The organism is Microbacterium sp. ARD31, assembly GCF_031844425.1.
In genome coordinates this window covers 47,976-59,309 of record NZ_JAUZVE010000044.1, presented here as the reverse complement: position 1 = coordinate 59,309, position 11,334 = coordinate 47,976, and the positions used below count along the sequence as shown (strand labels likewise).

At 72.6% G+C, this 11,334-nt stretch carries 11 protein-coding genes; 5 read left to right on the top strand and 6 right to left on the bottom strand.

Annotation, left to right across the window (positions count from 1 at the left end; all coding sequences use genetic code 11):
- Window positions 1-142: 142 nt before the first annotated feature.
- From Q9S36_RS42085 to Q9S36_RS42070, 4 genes are read left to right on the top strand one after another with little or no spacing between them, the layout of a single operon-like run.
- The gene (locus Q9S36_RS42085; protein WP_311290723.1) at window positions 143-1,024 is read left to right on the top strand and encodes an ABC transporter ATP-binding protein; all 882 of its coding nucleotides are present in this window, start codon (window positions 143-145) and stop codon (window positions 1,022-1,024) included.
- Window positions 1,021-1,821, top strand: a complete 801-nt coding sequence (locus tag Q9S36_RS42080) for an ABC transporter permease (RefSeq protein ID WP_311290722.1) — start codon at window positions 1,021-1,023, stop codon at window positions 1,819-1,821. Before Q9S36_RS42085 ends, Q9S36_RS42080 begins: the two co-directional genes overlap by 4 nt.
- The gene (locus Q9S36_RS42075) at window positions 1,818-2,885 is read left to right on the top strand and encodes a sensor histidine kinase (protein WP_311290721.1); all 1,068 of its coding nucleotides are present in this window, start codon (window positions 1,818-1,820) and stop codon (window positions 2,883-2,885) included. The genes Q9S36_RS42080 and Q9S36_RS42075 overlap by 4 nt, the downstream gene beginning before the upstream one ends.
- Complete coding sequence (locus Q9S36_RS42070; protein WP_311290720.1) at window positions 2,882-3,487, top strand: response regulator transcription factor; 606 nt, start codon at window positions 2,882-2,884, stop codon at window positions 3,485-3,487. The genes Q9S36_RS42075 and Q9S36_RS42070 overlap by 4 nt, the downstream gene beginning before the upstream one ends.
- On the opposite strand, the gene Q9S36_RS42065 is transcribed toward Q9S36_RS42070, so the two are convergent.
- The 3 genes from Q9S36_RS42065 to Q9S36_RS42055 all read right to left on the bottom strand — a co-directional run bounded on the left by Q9S36_RS42065 (window position 3,484) and on the right by Q9S36_RS42055 (window position 6,797).
- Window positions 3,484-4,776, bottom strand: a complete 1,293-nt coding sequence (locus Q9S36_RS42065; protein WP_311290719.1) for a FlgD immunoglobulin-like domain containing protein — start codon at window positions 4,774-4,776, stop codon at window positions 3,484-3,486. The genes Q9S36_RS42070 and Q9S36_RS42065 overlap by 4 nt on opposite strands.
- 22 nt (window positions 4,777-4,798) lie before the next feature.
- Window positions 4,799-5,011, bottom strand: coding sequence for a DUF6458 family protein (locus Q9S36_RS42060; RefSeq protein WP_311290718.1), 213 nt, complete (start codon window positions 5,009-5,011; stop codon window positions 4,799-4,801).
- 133 nt (window positions 5,012-5,144) lie between these two features.
- Complete coding sequence (locus Q9S36_RS42055) at window positions 5,145-6,797, bottom strand: carboxypeptidase regulatory-like domain-containing protein (protein WP_311290717.1); 1,653 nt, start codon at window positions 6,795-6,797, stop codon at window positions 5,145-5,147.
- A gap of 154 nt (window positions 6,798-6,951) precedes the next feature.
- Here Q9S36_RS42055 and Q9S36_RS42050 point away from each other — a divergent pair, with 154 nt between their 5' ends.
- Window positions 6,952-7,791 (top strand): maleylpyruvate isomerase family mycothiol-dependent enzyme, encoded by an 840-nt coding sequence (locus tag Q9S36_RS42050; protein WP_311290716.1) that lies wholly within the window; start codon window positions 6,952-6,954, stop codon window positions 7,789-7,791.
- Window positions 7,792-7,797: 6 nt separating this feature from the next.
- Here the strand turns inward: Q9S36_RS42050 and Q9S36_RS42045 are convergent, their stop codons facing one another.
- The 3 genes from Q9S36_RS42045 to Q9S36_RS42035 all read right to left on the bottom strand — a co-directional run bounded on the left by Q9S36_RS42045 (window position 7,798) and on the right by Q9S36_RS42035 (window position 11,333).
- On the bottom strand, window positions 7,798-9,300 hold the full coding sequence (locus tag Q9S36_RS42045) for a hypothetical protein (RefSeq protein ID WP_311290715.1): 1,503 nt from the start codon (window positions 9,298-9,300) through the stop codon (window positions 7,798-7,800).
- Between the two features lie 69 nt (window positions 9,301-9,369).
- Window positions 9,370-9,606: a hypothetical protein gene (locus Q9S36_RS42040; protein WP_311290714.1), complete on the bottom strand. Its 237-nt coding sequence runs from the start codon at window positions 9,604-9,606 to the stop codon at window positions 9,370-9,372.
- 491 nt (window positions 9,607-10,097) lie between these two features.
- Window positions 10,098-11,333 carry an acyl-CoA desaturase gene (locus Q9S36_RS42035; protein ID WP_311290713.1) on the bottom strand — a complete coding sequence of 412 codons (1,236 nt, stop codon included), beginning with the start codon at window positions 11,331-11,333 and terminating at the stop codon, window positions 10,098-10,100.
- Window position 11,334 lies beyond the last annotated feature (1 nt).

Below are 11,334 nucleotides of genomic sequence, written 5' to 3'. Positions count from 1 at the left end.
CCCAGCGCGTGGTGGGGCCGGGTCGGCCCGTTCTGTCGCGAGGAAGTGCCCGGTCGGCATGCTCGGACCGATGACAGGTGTCACGACGAGCTCGTGACAGGTCGGCGAGGGTCGTTGCGTCGTACGCCGACAGGCTGCTCGCATGACCCGACCAGCCATCCACGCCACCGGTCTCCGCAAGACGTTCCGCGCCACCGACGGGTCGACCGTGGTGGCCGTCGACGACGTCGACCTCACCGTCCACCCCGGCGAGATCGTCGCCTTCCTGGGCCCGAACGGCGCCGGCAAGACCACGACCGTCGACCTGCTCCTCGGGCTGACGCGGCCCGACGCCGGCGGGATCGAGGTGTACGGCGCCGAGCCGGGCGCCGCCGTACGGGCCGGACGGGTGTCCGCGGTGATGCAGACCGGCGGGCTGCTCCACGACTTCACCGTCGAGGAGACCGTCCGCGCGATCGCGGCGCTGCACGGCCGGCCCGACCGCGTCGAGGTGGTGCTCGAGCGCGCCGGCCTCACCGACCTCGCCGGACGACGGGTCGAGGCGTGCTCCGGCGGTGAGCAGCAGCGGCTGAAGTTCGCGCTTGCGCTGGTGCCCGACCCGGACCTGGTGGTCCTCGACGAGCCGACCACCGGCATGGATGTCGCCGCCCGGCAGGAGTTCTGGCGCGCGATGCGCGCTGATGCGGCCCTCGGTCGCACGATCGTCTTCGCCACCCACTACCTCGCCGAGGCCGACGAGTTCGCCGAGCGCACGGTGCTGATGAACCACGGGCGGATCGTCCACGACGCCGCCACGGCCGACGTCCGCGCGGCCTACGGCGGCCGCACCCTCACCTTCCGGCCGCCCGCCGACGTGGTCGGCACGGACGGCATCGACGCGGCGTGGCTGGCCCGCGTCCAGCAGGCCCTCGCCCCCCTCGGCGTCGCCGACCTCGAGGTCTCCGCCGCCAGCCTGGAGGCCGCCTTCCTCGCCCTGACCGCCGAGACGCCGGTCGACACCGTCCTCGAAGGAGCCACCCGATGACCGAGCAGCTCGTCCGCACCAGCACCGCCGCCGACGTCGTGGGTCCCGCGCCGCGCCCGTCGATGCTCACCTACGGCCGCCTCGACCTGCGCCGGCAGCTGCGCGACCGGTTCGGCATGTTCTTCATCGTCGGCCTGCCGGCCTTCATGTTCCTCGTCTTCGGCCTCGGCTCCGAGGACCGGGTGGGCAGCGGCAACGTCGCGATGTACGTGATGATCTCGATGGCGGCCTACGGCGCGGTGACCGCGACGACCGGCGTCGCGGGCAGTGCCGCGACGGAGCAGGTGATGGGCTGGGGACGTCAGCTCGGGCTCACGCCGATGCGCCCCCTCGCCTTCGTCGCCACCAAGGCGGTGATCGCGATGGTCGTGGCGCTCATGCCGGTCACGCTGATCTTCGGCATCGGCGCCCTCACCGGTGCCCGCGGGAGCTGGAGCGACTGGGTGCTCGCCGCGGCGCTGGTCTGGCTGGGCTCTGCCCTCTTCGCGATCTACGGTCTGGCCATGTCGCTGGTCTTCCGCGGCCCCAACGCCACCGGGATCGCGTCCGGGATGATCGTGGTCCTGGCCTTCCTCGGCAACGTCTTCACGCCGATGAGCGGCCTGCTGCTCGACATCGGCCGCCTCACCCCCCTCTACGGGTACGCCGCGCTCGCCCGCTTCCCGCTCACGGAGGGCTACCTCTCCTCGGGCGGCCGCGACCCGCTCTGGCTGCCGGTCGCTAACGTGCTCGCGTGGACGGTCATCTTCTCCCTCCTGGCGCTGTGGGGCGTGCGCCGGAGCCGGGCGCGGGTGTGAACAGGACGCCGAGCGGCCCGGACGGCCCCACTCTCCCCGACAACCCGTGGGAGAAGTGGGGCTGGGCCTTCGCCGCCATCTGGCTGGTCTTCCTGGCCTTCCCGGTCATCGCGGTCGCCGAGTCCGACGTCGGCCTGCCCGCCCAGGTCGGCGCGATGCTCTGCATCGCCGGCTTCGCGGTGGCCAACGTGCTGGGCTACTCCACGCGCCTCGGCCCGTGGTGGGCGCTCGGCCTGATGCTGGCGCTGGCCCTGGCCACGGCGCCGGTGATCGGCATCGGCGTCATCTCGTTCACCCCCTACCTCGCGATCCTCTCGGCGCTCGAGCTGCCCCACCCGTGGTGGAAGTGGGCCGTCGGGTTCTGGGCCGTGGTCCCGCTGCTCTCGCTGCTGGACATCGACGGTTTCCCGACCTTCTTCTTCCTCATGCTGTGGCCGATCATGATCGGCGGGGCGATGCTGCGGATCTTCGGCGAGCGGGAGCACCTCGCCTACCAGGCCCGCGGCGAGCACGCGATCGTCGCCGAGCGGGAGCGGGTGGCGCGCGACGTCCACGACGTGCTCGGCCACTCGCTCACGGCGTTGTCGGTCAAGGCCGAGCTCGCCGCCCGGCTCATCGACATCGACCCGGCGCGCGCCAAGGAGGAGCTGGAGTCGATCCAGACGACTGCCCGACAGGCGCTCGCCGAGGTGCGCGCGACCGTCGGCGGCCTCCGGGCCGGGAACCTCGACGCCGAGCTCGCCGCCGCCCCCCGGGTGCTGGCCGACGCCGGCATCAGCACGCGGGTCGTGGGCGAGGTCGCCGACACCGATCCGCGGCACCGGGCGCTGCTGGCCTGGGTGCTGCGCGAGTCGGTCACCAACGTCGTACGCCATGCCCGCGCACAGTCGGTGGTCATCGAGCTCGGCCCGCACGGGATCGCCGTCACCGACGACGGGTGCGGGCGCACCGGGCCGGAGGGCAACGGGCTGCGCGGCCTGCGCGAACGCGTGGGCGGTGCCGGCGGCACGCTCGACGTGCTCGACGCGGCGCCCGGCACCCGCGTGGAGGTGGGGTTCCCGTGATCCGACTGCTGCTGGCCGACGACCAGGCGCTCGTGCGCGGCGCCCTGGCGGCCCTCCTCGACCTCGAGACCGACCTCGAGGTCGTCGCCCAGGTCGGCCGGGGCGACGAGGTCGTCGACGCGGCCCGCGCGTCGGGCGCCGAGGTCTGCCTGCTCGACATCGAGATGCCCGGGCTCAACGGCATCGACGCCGCCGCGGCCGTACGACGCGAGCTCCCCGGCGTGCGGTCCCTCGTCGTCACCACCTTCGGCCGCCCCGGCTACGTCCGCCGCGCCATCGAGGCGGGCGCCTCCGGCTTCGTCGTCAAGGACACCCCCGCGCGCCAGCTCGCCGACGCCGTACGACGAGTGCACGCGGGGCTGCGGGTGATCGACCCCGACCTGGCCGCGGAGTCGCTGATCGACGGGCCCAGCCCGCTGACCGACCGCGAGCGGGAGCTGCTCACGCACGCCCTCGACGGAGCGCCGGTGGCGACCATCGCCGCCCGGGTCCACCTCTCCGAGGGCACCGTCCGCAACCACCTGTCCGCCGCCATCGGCAAGACCGGCGCGTCCACCCGCAGCGAGGCGGCCCGGATCGCCCAGGACCGCGGCTGGCTCTAGGCGGGCGCCAGGAACCGGTAGGTGACCGTGAACCGGTCGACGTCGACGGAGTCGGAGCCACGTGTCGTGAAGGTCCACTGCACGCCTGGCGGGACCATCACCTCGTTGTCGTCGGCGTCGAGCGTGACGCGTCCCGCGCCGCCGTAGAGGTTCGTGGCCCAGGGGGTCTCGCCACCACTCGAGCCCCGCACCGAGGCGGACGGCGCGCCCGACGTCCGCAGGCTCAGCTCACCGGCGTCGTCCTCCCCGGTCGTGGTGGGCGCTCCGGTGAAGCCCACCTTGGCCTCGGCGACGCCGCGCACCCCGAGACCCGCCGGCACGGGCAGGAAGTGGGTCCGCGACGCGAGCGGGTACCTGAACGGCCCGCTGCACTCCACGGAGCGATAGCTGAGACCCTCGGCGAACAGCGCGCTCGGCACGACCGTCCCGCACGGCTGGGCGTCCCCGCAGCCGCTCCCCAGGCAGGGCTCGGTGTAGGTGCTGCCCAGCGCCGTCACGGTCTCCGCGCGCTCCTGCCACTCGAGCGCGTCGGCGGACACCCAGATCCTCAGCGGGGTCGAGCGCCCGGTGTTGCCGGCCAGGTCGCGGCCGGTTGCGACCGCCGTGTAGCGGCCAGGGGCCAGCGGCCTGCCGCCGCGCACTGCCGCCCACGGCACCGTGCGACCGGTGCCGAAGCCGGGATCGTCGTCGTCGAGGTCGGCGCGGCGCACGACCCGGCCCCGGGAGTTGCGGATGACCAGCTCGAAACGTCCGATCTTGTCGTCCCACACGTTCGCGCTCAACGCGATGCTGTCCCGGACGGCCGTGCTGCGGGGGTAGACCCGCGCGGGAGTCCCCGGCTCGGCGCCGTAGGTGGGGGCCGTGAGGGTCGGCGCGAAGGAGGTGTCGACCTGGACCTTCTCGGTGGCCAACGACGTCGCGTAGCCGACGGTGGCCGTGTCGTAGAGGCGGACGGAGTACGCACGGTCCGGGACCTGCTTGCCGGACTGGTTGCGGCCGTTCCAGGTCCAGGTGTGCGTCCCCGGTGACAGCGAGCCAAGGTCGACGCGACGGTCGACCGTGCGCTCCGAGGCGGGCCCGATCGTCAGCCGCAGGTGCGTGCGCTCGGACACGGTGATGCGAAGTCGCAGCTCGTCCTTCACCCCGTCGCCGTTCGGGGAGAAGCGGCTCGGTGCAGCGAGGTCCCAGCGCGCCTGGGCGCTCCCGACGGCGCCAGCAGGCGCGATGCCGAGGGTGGGGGGTGCGAGGAGGGCGAGGCCCACGGCGCACCTGACGAGACGTCGTAGCACGAGATCATCCTTCTTCCGGGCGTCAGAGGTCGCGGCGCTCCTCGACGTGGGTGGTGGTCGAGCGCTGCTTGTTCATCACCAGGCCGAGCACGAGGGCGAGGACGCCGGCGACCACCAGGATCCAGCCGACCGTGCCCGGGTCGACGACCTCCTGCACCGCGTCGGGGAACTCCTTGATGGCGAACAGCAGGATCAGGCCGATGACGAGAAGCAGGATGCCCAGTCCGATACCCATGACAGCTCCTTGGTCGAGGTGGGACGGCCGCGTCGGGGACGGCCGTCCCGGGCAGCGTAGGGCGCCGGGACGCACGAACGGCGCAACCCGCCCCCGCAGGGGTGGGGTGCGCCGTTCCGCTCGGAGCCGCGTGTCAGCGGACCTTGCCGACCTTGATGTTCACGGTCTTCGAGGACGCGGCAGCGGTCGCGGTCACCTTGACCGAGAGCTTCGTGCCCTTCATCGCCTTCGTGACCTTGAGCGTGGACTTCGTCGCCTTCTTGATCTTCTTCGCGCCGGCGAACCACTGGAACTTGTACGACACGCCCGTGCTGCGCAGCAGCTTGTCCAGGCCCGTCAGCTTGACCGTCTTGCCGACCTTCGGCTTGCCGGCCACGTCGATGGTGGCCACCAGCGCCGCGAGGGCCGTCGGGACGTCGACCGTGGGGGCCGGCGGGGTCGGCGTGGGCGTCGGCGCGGGCGGGACGACGACCGGGTTGGTCACCGGACCGACGGCCGCGGACTCGGCGTTGCCGTACTCCCAGTCCTCGGCACCGGCGGTCACCAGGACGGTGATCGACTTGCCGAGGTCGGCGGCGGTGAGGGTGTACGTCGAGTCGTACGAGCCGTGGATGAGCTCGCCGTCACGCAGCCAGTCGTAGTAGTACTCCGTCGGGGTCGGCGACCAGGCGCCCGCCGAGGCGGTGAGCGTGGACCCGACGACCGGTGCGCCGGTGATGCTCGGACGGACGGTGTTCTGCACCGTGGTCTCGACGACGTGCTCGCCGGGCACCAGCCGGGCGTCGATGCCGGTCGCCTCACCCGCGACCGCGAGGGGCACGTCCTTGGCGTACTCGAGGCGACCGCGGTTCTGGTAGTACTCGTTCGCCTCCTGGCCGTCGACGACCGCGGCGAAGCGCAGGCGGTAGGTGCCCGCGCGCAGGCCGTCGAGCTCGTAGGTGCCGTCGGCAGCGGTCCAGGCGGAGCCGACGAAGTCCCACTCGCTCCCGGACTTCACCAGGGCCTGGACCCAGGCGTCCTCGATGCCGGCGCCGGCCGCGTCGGTGACCCGCCCGCTGACGGCGGCGTCGAGCGCGAGGGTGGCGTCGACGCCGGGCACGGTGCCTGCCGCGGTCACGGTCAGGTCCTTCGCCGACTCGAGGCTGGACGCGTCGTCGTAGTACTCGCTCGCGTAGGTGTGCGACTCGCCCACGTAGCCGTCGCTGAAGGCGACGCGGTAGGTGCCTGCGGCCAGCCCCCCGACGTCGTACGTGCCGTCGTCGTCGGTGTAGCCGGACCGCACCCAGACGTAGTCGACGTAGCCGTCGTCGTCGACCTGCCGCTGGTAGGCGACGACGCGGATGTCGGCGAGGTCTGCGCCACCGGGTCCGGTGACGTGGCCGGTGACGTGGCCGCCGGCGTTGAGGTCGGCGCTGGCCACGGCGCTGCCGGCGGAGGTCACGGCGATCGTGTCGGCGTCGTCGACGTCGGCGGCATCGTCGAAGAACTCCTCGACGTGGTCGTTGTAGTAGTCCTCGAAGCCGACGCGGTAGTTCCCCGGCGCGACGGTGATCGAGTAGCGGCCGTCCGCATCGGTGTCGGTGTAGTCGAAGGCCTCCCAGTAGCTGTCGTCGCTGTTGTACGTGTACAGCGCGACCTCAACGCTCTCGAGCGGTCCGCCCGACCCGGTGACGACACCGGAGATGGTGCCGTCCGCGGCGTGGGCCGCCGGTGCGACGCCGAGGACGGCGGCCGCCAGCGTGGTGGTGAGGAGTGCGACGGCAGGCCGACGCAGACGTGCATGCATGAGGAACCCCCAGTAGGACCGCTGCGCCGCGATTCGGCCCGGTCGGTCGTGGCGAACGTAGGTGCTGCGGCAGGCCCGCGTGGGCGAACGACGAGAAACCACCCGGACCTGTCCCTCGCCCCACCTACCCAGGGGTGGGCCTACCCTCTGGTCCATGACGTCACCCGTGACCTCGAGCGCGACCGATGCCGAGCGGCTGCGCGCCCTCGTCGCCGTCTGGTGGGAGGCGGTCGACTCCTTCACGCGCCTGCTCGAGCACGTCGGCGACGACCAGTGGGGGACGCAGACCGACCTGCCCGGCTGGGACGTCCACGCGGTCGCCGCGCACACTGCCCACCTCGAGGCCCTGCTCGCCGGCCGGCCGCACGACGACGTCGAGGTCGGTGAGGCCCCGCACGCCCGCGGGATGATGGGCCGGTTCACCGAGCAGGGCGTCGTCGCCCGCCGCCGCCACACGCCCGACGCCCTCATCAGCGAGATCCGGGAGTCGACCACCGCCCGGCACACCCAGCTGCTCGCGGACCCGCCGACCGATCCCTCGGCGCCCGCACCCGGCGCCTTCGGGGCGATCGGCTGGACGACGGGGCTGCTGCTGCGCAACCGTCCGCTCGACGTGTGGATGCACGAGCAGGACGTACGACGTGCCCTGGACCTGCCCGGGAACCTCGACTCGGCGCCGGCACGGCACAGCGCCGACTACCTCATGGAGAGCCTGCCCTACGTGGTCGCCAAGCGCGCGCAGGCACCGGTGGGCAGCGTCGTACGCCTCGAGGTGGCGGGGCACGAGCCGGTGACGGCCGTGGTCGGCGAGGACGGCCGCGGTCGGCCGGGAGGTCCGGACGACGGCGATCCCACGGTCACCCTCGCCACGGACCGGGAGACCTTCGTCGTGCTGGCCGGGGGGCGTCGGCCGGCCGCGCCGGGCGGCGTACGGGTCACCGGCGACACCGCGCTCGGCGAGCGGGTGCTCGCGTCGATGGGCGTCACGCCCTAGCGCCCCTTAGCCTCGGTCGGTCACCCGCACCAGGCCGGCCAGCGTGCCCATCCAGAGCGAACCGCCTGGACCGATGGCCGGACGGGCGCCGTCGCCGCCGGCCAGCAGGCCCGTGCCGGCCCGCACGCCCCACATGCTGCGGCCGGTCTGCACGTCGAGGCCGGTGACGTACCAGGCGCTGACCCCGAGCAGCGAGGGGCGCTTGGTCCAGGCGTAGACCAGCCCGTTGGGCCAGCTCGCCGCGACACCGGAGCCGGGCGCGACCTGGTCGCTGGTCCACCGCTCGGCGCAGGCTCCGTCGACGAGGTCCACCCGCGCGATCCCGGGGGTGCTGGTGAAGCCGAGGAGCGTGCTGCGCGGCGAGGAGTAGTCGTGGTCGTTGGCCACCACGACGCCGGCACCCACCGGCGCCAGGTCCGCGTCGACGGCACCCTTGCCCTTCTCGAAGACCGGCTGGCGGCAGACCTCCTCACCAGTGCCGCGCCGCAGGAACACCACCGCGAGCTGCTCCTCGGTCGTGTCGGTGACCGCGACCGCTCCGCCGTCGACCAGGACGGGTGCGGTGCCGGACGGCTGCTCGGTCACTGCGGTCCAGGCGACCTGCGGTGCGCCGTCCGGTCCGGCGGAGAGGCGGTGCACGGCCTCGGTCGTGGCCAGGAGCACGCCACCGTCGGGGTCGGCGGCGAAGCCGTGCTGCACCTCCTCGTCGAGGTCGAGCAGGCCCACGTCGCCGGAGCCGGGTGCGATCGTGCCGACCAGACCGTCGCGCGAGGCCCACCACACCCGGCCGGACCAGTCGGGCGCGACCGCGACGACGCAGTCACCGAAGGGCACGAAGGGCTTGAGGTCCCAGGTCGAGTCCGTGCGCAGACCGAGCCCGCCCTCGGCCGTCACGGTGCTGACTGCGAGCACGCTGCGGTCGGTGGTCGCCACGACCACCCGGTCCTGCGCGTCGAGGTAGGCCGCACCACCCGGGCAGGCGGAGCGGTCGTCGCCCGCCGGCAGCTCCTTGGTCGCCCGCGGACGCATCGAGTCGGCGTCGACCAGGCGCAGGCTCGGGCCGGACCGGTCGTCGCAGAGCGCGACTAACCCGTCGGCCGAGGTGACCTCGATCCGACCGCAGTGCTGGAGCCCGAACCACGCCGTCTCGACGTGGGGCTGGAGGCCCAGCGGACCGGCGCGGCCAGACGCGGGTGCGGCGAGCTGCGGGTTGGTCGGCAGCTCGGCGGCGACGGCCTGCGGGGTCGCCGGGCGACCGACGTACGACGGCGCGGCGAGGACGCCGGGGGCGGGCGGGATCGGCAGCCAGCCGTCTGGCACGACGACCACGGCGGCGACCAGGACGGCCACCGCGCCGACCGTGCGGACGGCGACCTGCCGGCTGACCTGCAGGTGGTCCTGCACCCACCAGCGCAGGCGTGGCACGCCGAGCGCAGCTGCAGCGACGACCAGGACGGCCGGGCCCCACGCCAACCAGGCGAGCAGCAGCACCCCCACCACCCAGACCACCGGCAGACTCTAGGTCAGCAGGCGGCCCCGATCCGGGAGGCGCCACGGCGCCGGCCCGGGCGGCCGGGCTCAGTCGGTGACGTGGCGGATGTGCGGCGCGGTCACGGTGAAGTCCGCGAACGCGCCGTGCCCCTCGCCGTGTCGCAGGAAGACCCGCGACCGGCGGGGGACGGGAATCAGAGGGCGCGCCGCCTCAGGGATCACGACCACCTCGGGCTCACGCCGAGGGAGCAGTCCCCCCGTGACCCGTTCGAGCTCGGCGAGCCGACCGGCGATCTCCGACGTGTCCATCCTGTGCTCGCCCATGAGCGAACCCCCTCTGGTCCCCACCACCGGGCGACCCCCCACGGATCGCCCGGGGGCCACGTTAGGAGCGCGACCCGCCGCTCGGGAACGGGCTGGACGAAGCCTGCGAAAAGTCTTGAGGGACGGTCCAGACCAGGACCGTCCCTCATCGACGAGCTGACGTGCGCTCGAGCCGCAGGCTGCTCAGGCTGCCGGGAAAGCCGGCACCTCGTCGGCCACCGACCCCCTCGGACGTGGCGCGTAGACCACGACCCGACCGGTGCCCTCCTGGCCGGCCCGCCCCACCGGGCCGACGCGGATCATCGGACCGCCCCCACGGTCGCGATCCTGCTCTGCGTGCGCACGTCCATCTCTCTCCCCTGTGATCCCCCGGATGTTTCCCCCGTGACACCCGCGCCAGGCACCCCCGAGCCTGGCGCGGTGTCGACATCAAGGATGCGCGAGCAGCCGTCCTGATACATCCGCAGGACTACGGATCCGGGAAAAGTGCGTCAGGCAGCGGCGGCGCGCGCCTCGCTCTCGAGCTTGCGGCCGAGCAGGCGGCGCGTACGCCGGTCGCCGGTGGCCATCTTGTAGAGGACGGCCAGCTGCTGCGGGGCGTTCTTCGCGTTGGTGGTGGCGAGCCAGCCGTTGGGGAGGGAGAGCCGGACGACCTTGTGCCAGGCCGAGTAGACCTGCTGCGGCATCGGGCGCGCGCAGTAGGTGAGGTCGTACTTGTCGAAGAGCGCCTTCACCTTCGGCGCGATCTCGGCGTAGCGGTTGGACGGCAGGTCCGGGAAGAGGTGGTGCTCGATCTGGTGCGACAGGTTGCCGGTCATCAGGTGGAGGAACTTCGAGCCGGAGATGTTGGCGCTGCCGAGCATCTGCCGGACGTACCACTCGCCCTTGGTCTCACCGTCGATCGAACGCTTCTCGAAGGTCTCGACGCCCTCAGGGAAGTGGCCGCAGAGGATGACCGAGTTGGACCACAGGTTGCGCACCACGTTGGCGGTGAAGTTCGCGGCGAGGGTCGGCAGGAAGGAGCCGGTCGGCAGGGAGAGCAGCGGGTGGACGACGTAGTCCTTGGTGGCCTGCTTGCGGATCTTGCCCAGGACCGCCTTGGCGCGACGGCGGAACTCGGGGTCCTTGGTCTGCTTCTTCTTGATGACCGCGCCGAGCTCGAGGTCGTAGGCGGCGATGCCGTACTCGAAGAACACGGCGTTGATGAAGCAGAAGAGCGGCTGGGCCAAGGAGGCGGGCGTCCACGCCTGGTCCTCGTCCACGCGCATGATGCCGTAGCCGAGGTCGTTGTCCTTGCCGATGACGTTGGTGTAGGTGTGGTGCAGCTCGTTGTGGCTGTGCTTCCACTGCTCGGCCGGCGAGGCCATGTCCCACTCCCAGGTGGACGAGTGGATCTTCGGGTCGCGCATCCAGTCCCACTGCCCGTGGAGGATGTTGTGGCCGATCTCCATGTTGTCGAGGATCTTGGAGATGCTCAGGCCCGCGGTGCCGAGGATCCAGGCCGGCGGGAAGGCGCTGAAGAGCAGCACCGCCCGCGAGCCGAGCTCGATCTTGCGCTGGGTGTCGATGACGCGGCGGATGTAGGCCGCGTCCTTGGCGCCGCGGGTGTCGAGCACCTCCTGGCGGATGGCGTCGAGCTCGATGCCGATCTGCTCGATGTCGGCCTCGGTGAGGTGGGCGATCGGGTTGGTCTGGCCGAGCACGGCCTTCTTCTGCACGGTGGTCATC

Coding starts and splice junctions, on each gene's coding strand:
- Q9S36_RS42040 (WP_311290714.1), bottom strand. CDS start 9,606: ATGGGCGAGCACAGGATGGACACGTCGGAGATCGCCGGTCGGCTCGCC.
- Q9S36_RS42050 (WP_311290716.1), top strand. CDS start 6,952: ATGACGTCACCCGTGACCTCGAGCGCGACCGATGCCGAGCGGCTGCGC.
- Q9S36_RS42060 (WP_311290718.1), bottom strand. CDS start 5,011: ATGGGTATCGGACTGGGCATCCTGCTTCTCGTCATCGGCCTGATCCTG.
- Q9S36_RS42035 (WP_311290713.1), bottom strand. CDS start 11,333: ATGACCACCGTGCAGAAGAAGGCCGTGCTCGGCCAGACCAACCCGATC.
- Q9S36_RS42055 (WP_311290717.1), bottom strand. CDS start 6,797: ATGCATGCACGTCTGCGTCGGCCTGCCGTCGCACTCCTCACCACCACG.
- Q9S36_RS42085 (WP_311290723.1), top strand. CDS start 143: ATGACCCGACCAGCCATCCACGCCACCGGTCTCCGCAAGACGTTCCGC.
- Q9S36_RS42080 (WP_311290722.1), top strand. CDS start 1,021: ATGACCGAGCAGCTCGTCCGCACCAGCACCGCCGCCGACGTCGTGGGT.